A 16082-nucleotide genomic window follows, 5' to 3' on the forward strand; every position below is an offset into this window, starting at 1 on the left:
GCGTCAGCCGTTGGCGATCAGCGCGGCCAGAGCATCGCCGTCGATCGGCGGCGAACACAGGAACCCCTGATAGAGCTGGCATCCCTCTGCTGCGAGCAGGTTGCGCTGCGCCTCGCTTTCCACCCCCTCGGCGATCAGGGTCAGGCCAAGCGAGCGGGCAATGTCGATCACCCCGCGCACCACGACGCGGCCCCGCACCGATCCTTCGATGTCGAGAGTCAGCCGCCGGTCGAGCTTCAGATAATCGACCGGCAACGCCTTCAGATAGGCCAGGCTGGAATATCCCGTGCCGAAATCGTCGATCGCCACCCGGCACCCGCCGGAGCGCAGCCCCCCGAGCAGCGTCGCCGCCTGATCCAGTTCGGCGATCAGTTCACCCTCGGTCACTTCGATTGTCAGCCGGTCGCGGGGAAAGCCGCTGCGGTCGATCCGGTCGAGCAGCACGTCGGCTGTGCCCGCACGGGAAAGGTCGAGCGCGGTCAGGTTGATCGACAGGCGCAGCCCGGCCAATGAGGCTGGCCATGCGGCTGCCAGCGATAGGGCGCGGCGCTGAACATGGTCCGACAGGCTGAGGCTGACGCCGGCCCGCTCCGCCGCGGCGAACAGCGCGATGGCGCCGATTTCCCCGCGAACCGGATGTTGCCACCGGGCCAGCGCCTCCACCCCGGTGATGCGCCCGCTGGCCATTTCCACCTGCGGCTGGAACAGGATGTCGATGGCGCCGCCGTCGATGGCGGCAGTGACGTCGCGCGCCAGCTCGTCATCCGCATCCGGCCCGTCGCCCCCGCTGCCCCCGCCCTCGACCTGCGCCGCGCTCGCCCGGCGGAGCAGCGTGTCCGCCGTGTCACCGCCAACGCTCCATGCCAGGCCCGACTGGATCGCCAGCAACAGCGGGCGTTCGCTGATCAACACCGGTTCGCGCATCGTTTCGGCCAGCCGCTCGGCCGCATGGGCCGCGCGCGCATCGGTCAGTCCGGTTGCCGCCAGGATGAACCCGGCCGCGCCCTCACGCGCGATCACCATGTTGCGGCCCAGCAGTTCGCGCGCGACATGACCGATACGGCGGCCAAGGGTGGCCACGATCCGCTCGCGCGCCGCGGGACCATAGGCTTGGTCGATGGCATCGGCCTGGGCGATGGTCAGCCGCAGCGCCATGACCGGTCGCCCGTCCGCCAGTGCGCGGTCGATCCATCGATGGACAGCCGCCTCGTTCCGCGCAGCGGTCAGGGCATCGCGCAGTTCCTCGCGCGGTTGCGGGGCCGATCCCAGCGGCTCAACCAGGCAATGCCAGCGCCCCGTTGCGGCATCGTGCTGAACATGGCTGACCGTCCGACCGACGCCGATCAGCTCATGGGCAAAGGCAGTGATCCCGTCGCCGCGCAGGATGCGGCGAAAGGCGGTGCGGGCCAGCGCCCGGTCCTCCGGCGCCATACGGCGGATCAGGGCACCTGGTCCGGCATCTTCGGGCAGATCGACCAGCCTGGCGAGCGCGGGCGTCATCTGGAAACTTCGGGTCGCGGGGTCATATCGCCACCCCAGCGCATCGGTGCCGACGGTCGGGTTGCGCCAGCTGCCCCCAAGGCGCTGAACCTGGCGGCGGGCCAGATGCAATGACTGATCCAGCATCATGTCGCTGATCGGGCTGACCAGGAACTGCGTAGCGCCGGCGGCCACGAATGCCGCCAGCCTGTCATCGTCGCCGCGGGATACTAGTGCGATCAGCGCATGGCCCGCCCGTTCGATCAACGGCGCCAGTTCGGCCATGGCCCCCAGCCCGTCCTGAGCCGCGCCGCGCGCATCGACGATGGCGATGGCGGCACCGCTGGCCAGATAGCGCCGGGAAACGCCGTCGGCGCGGCGAGCCGCCGCCACCTGCCACCCCGTCCGCGCCAGTTGCTGCGCCAGTTCGTCGCGCTGCCGAAAGGACAGCAGGAACACCGGCATCGCCGCCGCCACCCCCTTGCCTGTCGCATCCTCGTCCAAAACCCGTTCCGCCCCCAACGCGCCGAATCACAGCCATAACCGCCCTTGTGCCTGCCCTCCATAGGGCCTAGCTGTTTCATTGATGGAAACGCAGTCCGCCCTTGTCGACCGGCATGGCCGGGCCATCACCTATCTGCGGCTGTCGGTGACCGATCGCTGCGACCTGCGCTGCCGATATTGCATGAGCGAGGCGATGACCTTTCTGCCGCGCCAGCAGCTGCTCGGTCTCGAGGAAATGGCGCTGATCGCCGAACGCTTCATCGCGCGCGGCGTGAAGCGCATCCGGCTGACCGGTGGCGAGCCGCTGGTCCGGCGCGACGTCGGCGACCTGATCCAGCGCCTCGGTCGCCATATCGGCACCGGCCTGGACGAACTGACGCTGACGACCAACGGGACCCAGCTGGCCACCCATGCGCCCATGCTGGCTCAGGCCGGGGTGCGGCGGATCAACGTCAGCCTGGACAGTCGCGATCCCGGGCGGTTCGCCGACATTACGCGCGGCGGCGACGTGAGCCGCGTGCTCGACGGGATCGATGCGGCACAGCAGGCGGGCATGTCGGTCAAGATCAACATGGTCGCGCTGAAGGGCGTCAACGAGGACGAGATCGCGGCGATGCTGGACTGGTGCGTGGACCGCGCGCTCGACCTGACGCTGATCGAAACCATGCCGATGGGCGATGTCGCGGGGGACCGGACCGACCAGTTCCTGCCCCTGACCGCCGTGTTCGACGGCCTAGCACAGGCATTCGAACTGGTGCCGGACGATCGCCGGACCGGTGGCCCGGCGCGGTACTGGCGAGTGGCGGGCAGCAACACCAGGATTGGCCTTATCTCGCCGCTGACCGCCAATTTCTGCGCCGGCTGCAACCGGGTCCGGCTGACGACAGAGGGAATGTTGTATCTGTGCCTGGGGCATGACGACCGGGTGGATTTGAAGGCGGCGATCCGTTCGGGCGGCCTGGCGGCGGTGGATGCCGCCATCGATATTGCCCTGGCGGCGAAACCCGCCGCCCATGCCTTTGCCATCGCCCCCGGATCGCGACCGGCAACCGCCCGTCACATGAGCGTGACCGGGGGATGAGCACCATGGTATTGCCGCAAAGCCGGGCGCTGGTCGCATCGCCCGCCCATGTCGCCAAGACGGCGCTGAACGACCTGCGCGATGCCTATGATTGGGTACCCGTCGACCGCGCCGACATCATCGTCGCGCTGGGCGGCGACGGTTTCCTGCTTCAGACGCTGCATTCGATGCTCGCCCGCCCCCGCATCGTGCCGGTGTTCGGGATGAACCGCGGCACGGTCGGTTTTCTGATGAACGACTGGCGGCTGGACGGGCTGGATGCGCGGCTGGCCCGGGCCAAGCCGTTCAAGGTCACGCCGCTGACGATGACCGCAACCACGCTTTCAGGCGAACAGGTGGTGTTGCCCGCCATCAACGAAGTGTCGATGCTGCGCGAAACGCGTCAGACGGCCAAGCTGGCGGTATCCGTGAACGGACGCCGGGTGATGCCGGAACTGGTGTGCGACGGCGTACTGGTGGCGACCCCGGCGGGATCGACCGCCTATAACCTTTCCGCCAACGGCCCCATCCTGCCGCTGGGTTCCGCATTGCTGGCGCTGACCCCGATCAGCCCGTTCCGTCCCCGGCGCTGGCGCGGCGCGATCCTGCCAGACAAGACCAGGATCACGATCGACGTGATGGAAGCGGCCAAGCGCCCGGTCAGCGCCGTGGCGGACCAGCGCGAGGTGCGCGACGTGGCGCGGGTGGAAGTGATGGTCGATCGCACGCGCGACCTGACTTTGCTGTTCGATCCCGAACATGCGCTGGACGAACGCATCACGATGGAACAGTTCATCGCCTGAAACCGCGACCGATTTTTTCGGGCATCGCCCTTGCCATGCGTCAAAACCCGCTGCTATAGGCGCGGCCTGCCCGGCGGAAGCGGGGCTGCTCCCCGATAGCTCAGCGGTAGAGCATTCGACTGTTAATCGAATGGCCGTAGGTTCGAATCCTACTCGGGGAGCCAGTTTCCTTCAGACCATGACGGAAAATATCGGCTTGGCTGCCGCCAGGCCAGACCTCCATTCGCAAGATCGCCGTCCTGCCGCTGCTTTGCGCGTTCGATCGGTTACGGGTGTACCAGCCGTCCGGCAGCGAAGTCGCGGGCGAGCGCGATGAACGCCTGAAAGGCGGCCGAGGAATTGCGGCGGTTGGAGTAATAGAGGCACAGGGGCGCGATCGGCGGTGTCCAGTCTTCCAGAATGCGGACCAGCCGTCCTGCCGCAAGGTCCTCTCGCACATCGGCTTCCATGAAATAGCCGATGCCCGTGCCATTCGTCGCTGCGATCCGGGCAAGCGACGCTTCGTCCAGCGTGATCGGTCCGTCGACGTCGATCTGCAGTTTCTCGCCGTCCTTCTCGAACCGCCACCGGAATAGCGCACCATTGGGAAGCCGGATGCGGAGACAGGGATAGGCGAGCAGATCCTGTGGCACCCGTGGAATGGGCCTGGCATCGAAAAAGGACGGGGCTGCGGCGACTGCCATGCTTCGCGCCTGGCCGAGCGGAATGGCGATCGCGTCGCTCGGCACTATGTCCGCGCTGCGGATGCCCAGGTCAAACCCGGCGGCCACGACATCGACCAGCCGCCCCTCGGTGACCAGGTCGATATGCACCTGCGGATACCGCTTCAGATAAGTCAAGACGAGGGGCGCCATGATCTCCCGCGCGGCGGTTGCAAAGGCGTTGATCCGCAGGGTGCCGGACGGCGTTTCCTGCTGGGACCGCGCCGTATTCATCGCCTTTTGAATGTCTTCCAGCGCCGGCTTGATCTGTGCGACGAAGATGCGCCCGGCATGGGTGAGCGAAACGCTGCGCGTGGTGCGGTTGAACAGGCGCACGGCAAGCTCGCGCTCAAGCTTGCCCACGGCATTGCTGATCGCCGTGGTCGACAGTCCGAGGTCCAGCGCCGCTGCCCGGAACGACCCGCACCGGACGATGGCCAGCACCGCCTCCAATTCAAGCAGCGAATGACGAATCATTATCCCGCTTTCCGTGACACGCCATGACGATTTGTCTCGATTATCAGGACCGAAGTCCATCGCTAAATTAGGTTCGTCACCAGCGAGGAGATGACCATGTCCCTGCACCTGCCCAAGCCGATCGCCGATTATGTGGGGGCAAACGCCCGGCTCGACATCGACGGCATGTTGAAGCCGTTCCATTCCGATGCCGTTTTCATCGATAACGGCAAGCTCTTTGCCGGACGGGCGGCGATCCGCCGGTTGCTCGAAACCGAGGTGATTCCGGTCAAGGCGATCTTCACGCCCGATACCGTGCGGGAAGCAGGCGACGACGTGATCGTCGATGGACCGGCGCATGGCGACTTTCCGGGCAGCCCGCTCCGCTTCACCTATCGCTTCACGCTGGCGAACGACGCCATCAAGGCGCTGGAGGTGTCGCTGTGAGCATCAAGTCAGATCCCACCGAGTTCGCCGGCAAGCGCGTCCTTGTCAGCGGCGGCACCAAGGGTCTGGGTCGCGCCACGGTCCAGCGTTTTCTGGCCGGAGGTGCGCGGGTCATCACCGCCGCCAGGGTTGTCCGGGACACCATCGACGGCGTCGACTATGTCCAGGCGGACCTGACCACGCCAGCGGGTGCCGAAACCCTGGCCGGTGCAGCGATCGACCGGCTGGGCGGTATCGACATTCTGGCCCATGTCGTCGGTGGATCGGCCTCGCCCGCCGGCGGCTTTGCGGCGCTGACCGACGCGCACTGGCTCGCCGAGCTGAACCTAAACCTGCTGGCGACCGTCCGGCTCGACCGCCTGCTGATTCCGCAGATGATCGAGCGGGGAGCAGGCGCGGTGGTCCATGTCACCTCGATCCAGTCCGTCCTGCCGCTGCCTGAATCCACGACCGGCTATGCCGCGGCCAAGGCTGCGCTCAGGACCTATAGCAAGTCGCTTTCGAAGGAGCTGGGGCCGAAGGGCGTGCGCGTCAACGCCGTATCCCCCGGCTGGATCATGACCGAAGCTGCGGATCACCTGCTACAGACCATCCAGTCCGCCCAGGGCGGCACGATCGCTGATGCGCGCCAATCCGTGCTCGATGCGCTGGGCGGCATCCCGATCGGGCGCGGCGCCGAGCCGGAAGAGGTTGCCGACCTGATCGCCTACCTCGCCGCGGACCGCGCGGCGGCGATCCACGGCGCCGAATTCGTCATCGACGGCGGGACCATCCGTACCGTCTGAACCAGACTGGCGGTCGGCCACCGGTCATGCCAGCGATCAGCCGTCGATTGCCAGCGGCCCCAGATCGCCAAGCCCAACCGTGCCACCTGCCATGGCCAGCATCCGGTCGAGGCTGCGCTTCGCCTTGATGCGCAAGCCTTCCTCGATCTCGATGCGCGGTGTCAGATCGCGCAGCGAAAGATACAGTTTTTCCATGGTGTTCAGCGCCATGTACGGACAGATATTGCAGTTGCAGTTGCCGTCGGCGCCCGGTGCACCGATGAAGCTCTTGGCGGGAAGCGCCTTTTCCATCTGGTGGATGATGTGCGGCTCGGTTGCCACGATCAGCGTGTCGCCCGGAAAATCCTGCGCAAAGGCCAGGATGCCGCTGGTCGACCCGACATAATCGGCGTGGTCCAGGATATGCGGCGGGCATTCCGGATGCGCGGCAACCGGTGCGCCGGGATGCTCAGCCTTCAGCTTCAGCAACTCCGTTTCGCTGAACGCCTCGTGCACGATGCACACGCCCGGCCAGAGCAGCATATCGCGGCCCATCTTGCGGTTGATATATCCGCCCAGATGCCGGTCGGGGCCGAAGATGATCTTCTGATCCTTCGGGATCTGGCTGAGGATCTTCTCCGCCGAGGAACTGGTGACGATGATGTCGGACAGTGCCTTCACCGCAGCCGAACAGTTGATGTAGGTCAGCGCGATGTGATCCGGGTGCTGCGCCCGGAACGCGGCGAACTGCGACGGCGGACAGCTGTCCTCCAGCGAACAGCCCGCATCGATATCCGGCAGCACCACGATCTTTTCGGGCGACAGGATCTTTGCCGTTTCCGCCATGAAGCGGACGCCGCAAAAAGCGATGACATCGGCGTCCGTGTCCGCCGCCTTGCGGCTGAGATCGAGCGAATCCCCGACGAAATCGGCCAGGTCCTGAATCTCCGGCTTCTGATAATAATGCGCGAGGATGACGGCATTGCGTTCCCGCTTCAGACGCATGATCTCGTCGAGCAGGTCGGTGCCGGTCGGCAGGGTCGGCGCGTTCATGTGGGATGCCCTCCTTGGTCGCCGCTCACATGGCCCGGATGGGCGCGGCGTTCAAGGCATTGGCGGAACCGGCGGATAGCCGAGCGGGGCGATGGCAGCACCGGGCGTGCCCGCCGTGACCGCCCGATAGACGAAGTCGCCGATCGGGCTGTACACGATCGCCTCCCATGCCAGCATGGTGCCGACAAGCGTCGCCATCCCCCACCACCAGGCCGGATGCACCCGGCCGCTTTGACGCCAGTCGGCGATCATTCCCGCGACCGAGAAGAGGAGACCGGCGGCAAAGGCGACCTGAAATCCATAAGGAATCATCAGCGGCAGGGGGAGCAGCCGCCCGATGCCGGGGCCCATCAACATTGCCATGCCGCACAGATGCAGCCGCTTGTGCCATTCGGGACGCCGCCGGTTGACGACAGCGGCGACGGTCAGCCCGGCAAAGCCCAGGACCGTCATCGGGTTGGCGATCAGGAAATGCTGGGGCGTGAAGAAGAACGGAACGGTACCGGTCTGCGCGCGCGACGCCGTGATCGCGATGCCGAGGCCCACCATCGCCACCACCCAGCCAAGCGCAACCCAGCCCAGGATACGGTGCACCCGAAGTGCGCCCGTGCCACCAAGCAGCGTTTGCACGAGGAACAGCGTCACCCAGCCAAAAAAGACCACCGCATGCGCATGCACCAGCGGCGGCGCGGCAAAGGTCGAGCGGCCAAAGGCTAGCTGCACTGAAAATCCGGCCACCATGACCGCCGTCATCACCAGTGCCGAACCGATAAAGAACCCGTCGCCGCGCCGAATCCATACGCGCTGCGCGCCAGCCAATGTCGCCATCGTTCATCCCCCCGAATGCCCATGGCCTTCTTACGATGATTCGGGGTCTTTAGCTATGCTGCGATGGACCGGTCTGGCCGACCGGCGATACCGCCGGCGCCTATTGCCGGTTGGCGAGCACTTCCTCGACAGACCGCGTCACGTCCCAGCGTTCGCCGTCGCTCGTCACCCGTTCGGGGGGAAAGGTGACGACGATCCGCGCATCGTCATAACCCAGCGCCTCAACCGGCAGCCCGACGAAGCGAATGAGCGCCCGACGGGCGTTTTCCCGCGCCTGCGCAATTCGCTCCGGCGATCGGGCGGCAGCGGTCGCCTTGCCCTGCGCGGCCACCGATGCGCGCCTGGCCAGTTGCTGGCTTGCCTCCCGCGTCACCAGGATGCCGTCCGTCCGCACCAGCGAAACCGCGCCTTCGTCGACATTGGCAGCCCCGACCATGACATCGGGCGCATTGACGATCAGCGTGCGCGATGCCGGCACCCATTCCAAATCGTCGGCACCGATGGCAGAGACATCGACGAAATAATCGACGCTATAGGGCGCCTTCATCACCTGCCCCGAACGCAGGAAACCGAACCAGCGCACGTCCTGGGCGCTCGCCTGAATGGTGCCGGACAGGGTGGCGACGCGCAGATTGCTGGTACCGGCCAAACGGGCGGTGATGACGCGAGTCACGGCCGATCCGTCGTCTTCCTGCGTCACCACGGCGCGTTCCTGATGGTCCTGCCATGCGCGCCAGCCGAGCAGCGCGACGCCAATGGCGAGCAACAGGGCGATGATCGCCAGCAGCGCGGTGCGGTTCATGCCCGCTGCCATTGCCCGTCCCTCGAAATGGCCAGCCCACGGCCGCTCAGGTCGATCAGATGGGCCAGGACCGACCGTTCGGCCGCTCCGGTCAGGCGTGGGTCCAGCCCGACATACATGCGTTCGACCATCGCGGGGACGGCGACGACGCCTTCCCCCATCAACCGAAGGATCTGTCCCTCCCGCTGCTTGCGGTGGCCGAGCAGGCCACGCACGAAGCGCTGCGGTCGCTCGATGGGGTCGCCATGCGCGGGGTAATAGACGCGGTCGTCCCGCGCCATCAGCCGTTCCAGACTGGCCATATAGGCGGTCATGTCGCCATCGGGCGGGGATACCACGCTGGTCGACCAGCCCATCACGTGATCGCCGGTGAACAACGCGCCCGCTTCCTCCAGCATGAAACACAGATGGTTCGACGTATGGCCCGGCGTCGCCAGCGCCGTCAGCGTCCAGTCCGCTCCGGCAATCCGGTCGCCGTCGGCCATCACCCGGTCAGGCACATAGTCACGGTCGAACGCGGCATCGGCGCGCGGGCCGGCATCGTCGAGCGCAAGCGGCGCGCATCCGACGATCGGCGCGCCGGTCGCGGCTTTCAACGGGCGGCTGGCCGGGCTGTGGTCGCGGTGGGTGTGGGTGCACAGGATCGCCACGAGCCGACGTCCGGCAATGGCGGCGTGGATCGCATCCAGATGGGCGGGATCGTCGGGGCCGGGATCGATGACCGCTGCGTCGGTCGCACCCCCGACCAGATAGGTCTGGGTTCCGGTATAGGTATAGGGCGAGGGATTGGGGGCCAGCACGCGCGTCACCAGCGGCTCCATCCGCATCGCCACGCCGGTGGGACGATCGGTCATGGATTGCACATGGTCACGGGGGAGCGGCGAAGCAAGGGCGGGCCGGTCGCGAGCAGCCGAACGGGGCCGACCCGCGAAGGATCGGGCCGGCCCCGCCGGAAACCGGCCAAAAGGCATCTGGGGTTGCTTTTGCTCCGGTCCCGCCCCTCCCCAGGGGTCGACGGCGCGCGCCTATTGCTCGGGCGAGCGCTGTTCCTGTTCAATCTCGCGAATGGCCTGATCGATGCCGGCCAGCGCCTCACGCTTCTGCTCGGCCGACAGGCTGTCCTGTTCCGCGATCGTCTCGCGCGCGTGCCGCAGACCCATCATGGCCGTGGACAGACCGGTCAACGCCATCACCCGGGCGCGCTCGCCATCAGCCATGGCAAGCTCGGCACGCTTCAGGGATTTGGCCGCCATGGTGTCGATACGATCGGTGCAGATCACCATCACCTGTCGCTTGCCATCGCGCTCGTTGCGGATGATTTCGGCCGTCCCCTTCTTGTCGGTACCGCATTTCTCCCGGCGCACCGCCAGCATCTCGGCATTCAGCGCCGCTGCGTCACCCGTTGTCGGGGGCACGAAGAACACGCGGGGCTTGCCATCGGGGCCGCTGCCCTGGCCGCGTTGAATGAACACCCGCCGCTTTTCCCGCCCGTCATCGGTCCGGGTGGTCGAGCTCCAGGTCCAGCTTTGGACCGGCTTGGCATCCGTCGGCGTTTCCGGGGGCATTGGCGGCGCAGGGGGCTGCGGCGCTTCCGGCACGGTGCTCGGTGGCAGCGGCGCATCCGCGACCTGGCCCGGCACCGGCGGGATCGGGATGGCGGGGCTGGACGGCGTGGTCGGTGCCAGCGGGGCGATCACAGCCGGCAGTTCGACGGCAGCCAGTTCGATGGTGGCCAGTTCGACCCCGGTCGCCTGTTCCACCCCGTCGCGCATCTTTTCGGCAGCGGCGGTCCCTGACGCGGTCAGGGCAAGCCCGGCCGTCGCCAGTCCCGCCAGTGCGATACCACCGGCCAGCAATCGGGCCTTGGGGGTCTTTTCGTGTTTCGTCAGCATTTTCAGCCTCCCTTTGACGTCATTGATCGTATGCAGGTGACATGCCGCCGAGACCGCGCCCCCATGCGCGCTCTTGACGATCGCGCGGCCATAGGCGTGCCGCAGCGATTGGGGACGGCCAGCGAGCACCAGGGCATCGCAGGCCATTTCCTGATCCGCGCGAAAGGCGCGAAACGCCCGCCACGCGACCGGATTGAACCAGTGCAGCGCGAGCACGGTCAGCGCCGCCCAGTTGGCGATCAGATCGCCGCGCGCATGGTGACCAAGCTCATGCGCCAGAGCGAGCGCGCGTTCCTGTTCGTCATAGCGTTCCGAAAAATCGCGCGGAAAGGCGATGGTCTTGCGCCAGATCCCGAACGCGAGCGGGCCGGTGGTTGCGTCGGTTTCGACCACCCGCACCGATCCTGCAGCCAGGACCGTCTGCGACCGCGCTCCGCTTAGCACTCGCGCAACGAACAGGGCATGGGCGATCAGATGATAGCCGATAAAGCCAACGGCACCGATGGCCCAGCCGAGGATCAGCCAGGGTGCGGCCTGTTCCGCCAGGCTGAGCGGCAGCGGGTCCAGCGCAATGGGCTCGACCGGCAGGACCAGCGGCGCCAGCATCGCCATCGGCACCTCGCCGCCCAGGTCGGACAGTGGCTCGACGGCGCGTTCGCGCCATTCGCCCGGCAAGGGGGGCAACACCATGCGCGCCAGCGGGATCGCCCACAGCGCATAGGCGAGCTGCGGTCCGAACCGCGCCCGCACCGGCGCGCGAATGGCGAGCACCAGCAGCATCAGCGCCGTGGTCGCGACCAGGGTTTCGACCGCCCAGCCGATCATTGCTTAAGGTCCCGCAGCAGGGCCTCGATCTCGGCAATATCGTCGGCGGTCAGTGCGTCGCGTTCGGCCATGTGCGCGACCAGCGGGGTCAGCCGTCCCCCGAACAGCCGGTCCATCAGGCGCCGGGATTCGCCAGCGACATAATCGTCGCGCGCGACCAGCGGGCGGTACCGGTATCGCCGCCCGTCCTCTTCATGACCGATGATGTTCTTGGCCAGCAACCGGCCCAGCAGCGTCTTGACGGTATTGGCGCTCCAGCCGCGATCGGCGGGCACCCGTTCCACCACATCCTGTGCCGTCAGCGGACTTTCGTCCCACAGCACCTCCATGACCGCGTGTTCGGCATCGCTGATGCGTTCGGACATGTTCGCTCCCCTACTGGACTACATCTGTAATCGTCGTGATTACATCTGTAGTCAACCGCCTGAATGCTGGATGAACGGGCGTCCGTCGAGGTTGCGGCGGCCTAGGTCATTGTGCGTTGCATCGGAGCAGGTTAGGTCGGCCCGACCGGCTCGGCCGGAGGGGCATCAGCGGATCGGAGCGACAGGAATGAATACCGAACACGTCAAGATCATACCGGTTATCCTGTCCGGCGGATCCGGAACCCGCCTGTGGCCGATGTCCCGGCCCGAAAAGCCCAAGCAGATGCTGGCGCTGACGGGCGACCATACGATGATGCAGATGACGGCACTGCGCACCGGCGCCGCCGACGGGTTCGATCGGCCGCTGGTCATCGCCAATGCCCGCCATGCCGAAATGATCGCAGCCCAGCTGGACGAGATCGGCGTCGATCCTCAGGCGATCGTCCTGGAGCCGATGGCGCGGAACACTGCCCCGGCCATCGCGCTGGCGGCGATCGCTGCCGGGCGCGGCGATGCGATGCTGCTGGTCATGCCGTCGGACCATGTGATCGCCGAACCCGCCGCCTTTCATGCCGCCATCGCGGCCGCCCGCCCGCTGGTCGAGCAGGGCTGGCTGGTGACGTTCGGCATCACTCCCGATGCCCCGGAAACCGGCTATGGCTGGATCAAGGTCGGCGAACCGGTCGGCGAAGGCGTCCACCGGGTCGAGCGGTTCGTCGAAAAGCCGCCGCTGGACAAGGCACAGGCCATGCTGGAAAGCGGCGACCATGCGTGGAACGGCGGCATTTTCCTGTTCCGCGCCGACGCCTATCTGGCCGCGCTGGATGAATTTGCCCCGGAGATGCGCGCTGCCGCACAGGCGGCGATGGAATCGGCGCAGCGCGACGGCGCAACCATTCACGCCGACGCCGAAGCCTTTGCCCGCTCTCCCTCCGATTCGATCGACTATGCCGTGATGGAACGCGCCGAGCGCGTGGCGGTGGTGCCGGTGGCGATGGGATGGAGCGATGTGGGCAGCTGGGATGCGCTGCACACGATCAGCGCCTGCGACGAGGGCGGCAATGCCTGCAAGGGCGATGTGGTGGCGATCGATGCCCGCAACTGCCTGATCCAGAGCGATGGTGCGCGGATCGCGGTGGTTGGGGTCGAGGATCTGATCGTCGTCGCCAGTGGCAACGATATCCTGATCCTGCCGCGCGGCCGCAGCCAGGAGGTCAAGCGGCTGATCGAGGCAATGAAGGACAAGGGCTGAACCGCGCGGCGTCGGGGTTTCTTACACAGCCCCTGCATCCCGCTCGCGCGTTAACCCTTTACTACCGCTGATTGTCGGCCAGCCCGGCATCTGGCACGCCGGATGCAATGCATGACGCAGCGAGCGAGCAAACGCTTCAAGGCGGGCCGTATGGTCTCTTCCGATCTCCCATCGGCCCGCCAACCCGCTCATCGACCATCCCTTTCATCGACCCTTAACGCGCAAGAAAAAAGGCCAGGCGCCTTGCCGAGCCTTTTTCGAAGTCGCTAGTGACCGGCGGGCCGTTCAATCGGCGGGCTGCGCCCCGATCAATTCCGCTAGTTCGCCGCTTTCGAACATTTCCATCATTATGTCCGATCCGCCGACGAACTCGCCCTTCACATAGAGCTGCGGGATCGTCGGCCACTCGGAATATTCCTTGATGCCCTGGCGGATGCCCTGATCCTGCAGCACGTCGACGCTTTCGAACTCGGTGTTCAGGTGGTTGAGGATCGCCACCGCCCGGCTGGAAAAACCGCATTGCGGGAACAGCGGGCTGCCCTTCATGAACAGCACTACGGGATTGGATTTGACGATGCCGTCGATGCGGCCATGGATGTCGTCGCTCATTGCTTCACTCCTTGTCGGGCACGGTCGTCGTCAGTTGCAGCGCATGGAGCACGCCGCCCATCCGGCCGCCCAGCGCGGCATAGACCGCCTGATGTTGTTTCACTCGGGGGATGCCGCGAAACGCCTCGCTCGTCACCCGCGCCGCGTAATGATCGCCGTCCCCGGCCAGATCGGTGATCTCCACGAGGGCGTCCGGCATGGCCTGACGGATCAGCGTTTCGATTTCCTGGGCGGCCATCGGCATCGAATCAGTCCTTCGCTTCCAGCAGCTGGCGACGGGCCTCGATCAGGTTCAACTCCATCGCCGCGCGGATCTCGGCATCGGTGATCTCGACGCCCGCACCGGTCAGGTCGCCCAACAGCTTGCGGATGACGTCTTCGTCGCCGGCCTCTTCGAAATCGGCCTGAACCACCGACTTGGCATAGGAATCCGCCTCTTCCGGGGTCAGCCGCATCTTTTCGGCCGCCCATTGGCCGATCAGGCGGTTGCGGCGGGCATTCACCCGGAACTGCATGTCGTTATCGTGCGCGAACTTGGCCTCGAATGCGCGTTCGCGGTCGTCGAAAGTCGTCATTAGGTCGCATCCCCTGTGCGCTGATCCTGTCACTTGTGGCAGATAGGCAGCATGGACGCCCCTGGCAACGGGCGGTTCAATCCATCGTCACCACAAGCTTGCCGACGGATTGCCGCGCTGCCATGCGGGCGATGGCATCCCCGCCCCTGGCCAGGGGAACGCGCTCGCCGATCCGGGGCGCGATCCGCCCGGCCTGCCACAGCTCGAACAGCGTGTCGACATGCGCGCGGTTGGCGGCCGGATCACGCATCGCAAAGGCGCCCCAGAACACGCCGCACACATCGCAGCTTTTGAGAAGCGTCAGATTGAGCGGCAGTTGCGGAATGCCTGCCGGAAAGCCGATGACCAGATAGCGCCCGCCCCAGGCGATGGCGCGCAGAGCCGGTTCGGCATAATCGCCGCCCACCGGATCAAAGACGATGTCCGCACCGGCGGGGCCGACCGCCGATTTGAATTGTTCGGCCAGCGCCCTGGAAGCAGCCTTGTCCAGCGGACCCTGCGGATAGATGAGGGTGGCGTCCGCCCCGGAACGGATTGCCGCCGCTGCCTTTTCCTCGCTGGAGACGGCCGCAACGACACGCGCGCCAAATGTCTTGCCCAGTTCAATGGCGGCCAGCCCCACCCCGCCCGCCGCGCCCAGCACCAACAGCGTCTCGCCCGATTTCAGCCTGCCGCGATCCATGAGCGCATGGATGGTCGTGGCATAGGTCAGGATCAATGCCGACCCCTCGGCAAAGTCCCGCCCCTCGGGCAGCCGGTAGAGCTGGTCGGCGGCAATGGAGATCCGTTCGGCCATGCCGCCATAGCCCGGCACAGCGATCACCCGGTCGCCGGGCCGCCAATCCGTCACCCCCTGCCCCACGGCTTCAATGACCCCCGCCACCTCACCGCCCGGCGAGAACGGGCGCGGCGGCTTCATCTGGTATCGATCCTCGATGATCAGGACGTCGGGGTAATTGACCGCACAGGCGCGGACTGCGATCACGACCTGACCCGGCCCCGCAACCGGATCCGGCACATCAGCCAATTCCAGTGTTTCAGGCCCGCCCGGCGCCCTCGACAGCAAGGCCCGCATCACCGCTCTCCCGCACGATCCACGGCCGCTGTGCAGCGACCATGGATTCATAATTGGTTATGGCGGCATCCCTTGCCAGCGTGAGGCCGATTTCGTCCAGCCCCTGCATCAGGCAATCCCGGCGGAACGGATCCAGCGCGAATTCAAACCGGTCCTGATACGGTGTCGTTACCGACATCGTTTCCAGATCGATGGTGACCGGATCGGTCCGCGCCACCTCGATCAGCCGATCGATCGCTTCCTGGGGCAGTTCGACGGTGATCAGCCCGTTCTTGAACGCGTTGCCGGAAAAGATGTCGGAGAAACTGGGCGCGATCACCGCCCGGATGCCCATATCGGCCATCGCCCATGCGGCGTGTTCGCGGCTGGAGCCGCAGCCGAAATTCTCGCCGGCGATCAGGATGGGCGATCCGACATGAGCAGGGTCGTCGAACACATTGCCCGGCTCGGCACGGACGGTTTCGAACGCACCCTTGCCCAACCCTTCGCGGCTGATCGTCTTCAGCCAATGGGCGGGGATGATGATATCGGTATCGATATTCTTCGCTCCCCAGGGATAGGCCCCGCCCGCAACGCGCGTCACTGGCTCCAT

The 16082-nt window shown here is 66.3% G+C and carries 18 protein-coding genes and 1 tRNA gene; 6 read left to right on the forward strand and 13 right to left on the reverse strand.

What is annotated here, in order from left to right:
* Window positions 1–3 precede the first annotated feature (3 nt).
* Window positions 4–1983, reverse strand: coding sequence for an EAL domain-containing protein (locus ACPVPU_RS10910; RefSeq protein WP_448657968.1), 1980 nt, complete (start codon window positions 1981–1983; stop codon window positions 4–6).
* A gap of 82 nt (window positions 1984–2065) precedes the next feature.
* On the opposite strand from ACPVPU_RS10910, the gene moaA reads away from it, so the two are divergent.
* The 3 genes from moaA to ACPVPU_RS10925 all read left to right on the forward strand — a co-directional run bounded on the left by moaA (window position 2066) and on the right by ACPVPU_RS10925 (window position 4010).
* Entirely contained in the window at window positions 2066–3064 is a 999-nt protein-coding gene (moaA, locus tag ACPVPU_RS10915; RefSeq protein WP_448657969.1) for a GTP 3',8-cyclase MoaA, read from the forward strand.
* A 5-nt stretch (window positions 3065–3069) separates the two neighbouring features.
* The gene (locus ACPVPU_RS10920; protein WP_448660497.1) at window positions 3070–3846 is read left to right on the forward strand and encodes an NAD kinase; all 777 of its coding nucleotides are present in this window, start codon (window positions 3070–3072) and stop codon (window positions 3844–3846) included.
* A gap of 89 nt (window positions 3847–3935) precedes the next feature.
* Window positions 3936–4010, forward strand: a tRNA-Asn gene (locus ACPVPU_RS10925).
* A 102-nt stretch (window positions 4011–4112) separates the two neighbouring features.
* Here the strand turns inward: ACPVPU_RS10925 and ACPVPU_RS10930 are convergent.
* The gene (locus ACPVPU_RS10930; RefSeq protein ID WP_448657970.1) at window positions 4113–5024 is read right to left on the reverse strand and encodes a LysR family transcriptional regulator; all 912 of its coding nucleotides are present in this window, start codon (window positions 5022–5024) and stop codon (window positions 4113–4115) included.
* 96 nt (window positions 5025–5120) lie between these two features.
* Here ACPVPU_RS10930 and ACPVPU_RS10935 point away from each other — a divergent pair, with 96 nt between their 5' ends.
* Together ACPVPU_RS10935 and ACPVPU_RS10940 are read left to right on the forward strand one after the other, a co-directional pair.
* A complete protein-coding gene (locus tag ACPVPU_RS10935) occupies window positions 5121–5450 on the forward strand; it encodes a nuclear transport factor 2 family protein (RefSeq protein ID WP_448657971.1) in 330 nt (109 codons plus the stop codon).
* The gene (locus ACPVPU_RS10940) at window positions 5447–6235 is read left to right on the forward strand and encodes an SDR family oxidoreductase (RefSeq protein ID WP_448657972.1); all 789 of its coding nucleotides are present in this window, start codon (window positions 5447–5449) and stop codon (window positions 6233–6235) included. Before ACPVPU_RS10935 ends, ACPVPU_RS10940 begins: the two co-directional genes overlap by 4 nt.
* Window positions 6236–6271: 36 nt before the next feature.
* Here ACPVPU_RS10940 and nadA read toward each other — a convergent pair whose 3' ends face one another.
* From nadA to ACPVPU_RS10970, 6 genes are all read right to left on the reverse strand, one after another.
* Complete coding sequence (gene nadA / locus ACPVPU_RS10945; protein ID WP_448657973.1) at window positions 6272–7267, reverse strand: quinolinate synthase NadA; 996 nt, start codon at window positions 7265–7267, stop codon at window positions 6272–6274.
* Between the two features lie 51 nt (window positions 7268–7318).
* Window positions 7319–8095, reverse strand: coding sequence for a hypothetical protein (locus ACPVPU_RS10950; RefSeq protein ID WP_448657974.1), 777 nt, complete (start codon window positions 8093–8095; stop codon window positions 7319–7321).
* Between the two features lie 100 nt (window positions 8096–8195).
* Window positions 8196–8897: a DUF4230 domain-containing protein gene (locus ACPVPU_RS10955; RefSeq protein WP_448657975.1), complete on the reverse strand. Its 702-nt coding sequence runs from the start codon at window positions 8895–8897 to the stop codon at window positions 8196–8198.
* The gene (locus ACPVPU_RS10960; protein ID WP_448657976.1) at window positions 8894–9751 is read right to left on the reverse strand and encodes an MBL fold metallo-hydrolase; all 858 of its coding nucleotides are present in this window, start codon (window positions 9749–9751) and stop codon (window positions 8894–8896) included. Before ACPVPU_RS10960 ends, ACPVPU_RS10955 begins: the two co-directional genes overlap by 4 nt.
* Before the next feature lie 171 nt (window positions 9752–9922).
* Window positions 9923–11614 (reverse strand): M56 family metallopeptidase, encoded by a 1692-nt coding sequence (locus ACPVPU_RS10965; protein ID WP_448657977.1) that lies wholly within the window; start codon window positions 11612–11614, stop codon window positions 9923–9925.
* Window positions 11611–11979: a BlaI/MecI/CopY family transcriptional regulator gene (locus ACPVPU_RS10970; RefSeq protein ID WP_448657978.1), complete on the reverse strand. Its 369-nt coding sequence runs from the start codon at window positions 11977–11979 to the stop codon at window positions 11611–11613. The genes ACPVPU_RS10965 and ACPVPU_RS10970 overlap by 4 nt, the downstream gene beginning before the upstream one ends.
* A 187-nt stretch (window positions 11980–12166) precedes the next feature.
* Here ACPVPU_RS10970 and ACPVPU_RS10975 point away from each other — a divergent pair, with 187 nt between their 5' ends.
* Window positions 12167–13231: a mannose-1-phosphate guanylyltransferase/mannose-6-phosphate isomerase gene (locus tag ACPVPU_RS10975; RefSeq protein WP_448657979.1), complete on the forward strand. Its 1065-nt coding sequence runs from the start codon at window positions 12167–12169 to the stop codon at window positions 13229–13231.
* Window positions 13232–13516: 285 nt separating this feature from the next.
* Here the strand turns inward: ACPVPU_RS10975 and grxD are convergent, their stop codons facing one another.
* From grxD to leuD, 5 genes are all read right to left on the reverse strand, one after another.
* A complete protein-coding gene (grxD, locus tag ACPVPU_RS10980; protein ID WP_448657980.1) occupies window positions 13517–13840 on the reverse strand; it encodes a Grx4 family monothiol glutaredoxin in 324 nt (107 codons plus the stop codon).
* Between the two features lie 4 nt (window positions 13841–13844).
* Window positions 13845–14084 carry a BolA/IbaG family iron-sulfur metabolism protein gene (locus ACPVPU_RS10985; RefSeq protein ID WP_448657981.1) on the reverse strand — a complete coding sequence of 80 codons (240 nt, stop codon included), beginning with the start codon at window positions 14082–14084 and terminating at the stop codon, window positions 13845–13847.
* 4 nt (window positions 14085–14088) lie between these two features.
* Window positions 14089–14415 (reverse strand): DUF1476 domain-containing protein, encoded by a 327-nt coding sequence (locus ACPVPU_RS10990; protein WP_448657982.1) that lies wholly within the window; start codon window positions 14413–14415, stop codon window positions 14089–14091.
* A gap of 76 nt (window positions 14416–14491) precedes the next feature.
* Complete coding sequence (locus tag ACPVPU_RS10995; RefSeq protein WP_448657983.1) at window positions 14492–15490, reverse strand: NADPH:quinone oxidoreductase family protein; 999 nt, start codon at window positions 15488–15490, stop codon at window positions 14492–14494.
* A complete protein-coding gene (gene leuD, locus ACPVPU_RS11000; RefSeq protein WP_448657984.1) occupies window positions 15453–16082 on the reverse strand; it encodes a 3-isopropylmalate dehydratase small subunit in 630 nt (209 codons plus the stop codon). The genes ACPVPU_RS10995 and leuD overlap by 38 nt, the downstream gene beginning before the upstream one ends.

This window comes from Sphingomonas paludis, assembly GCF_053502515.1.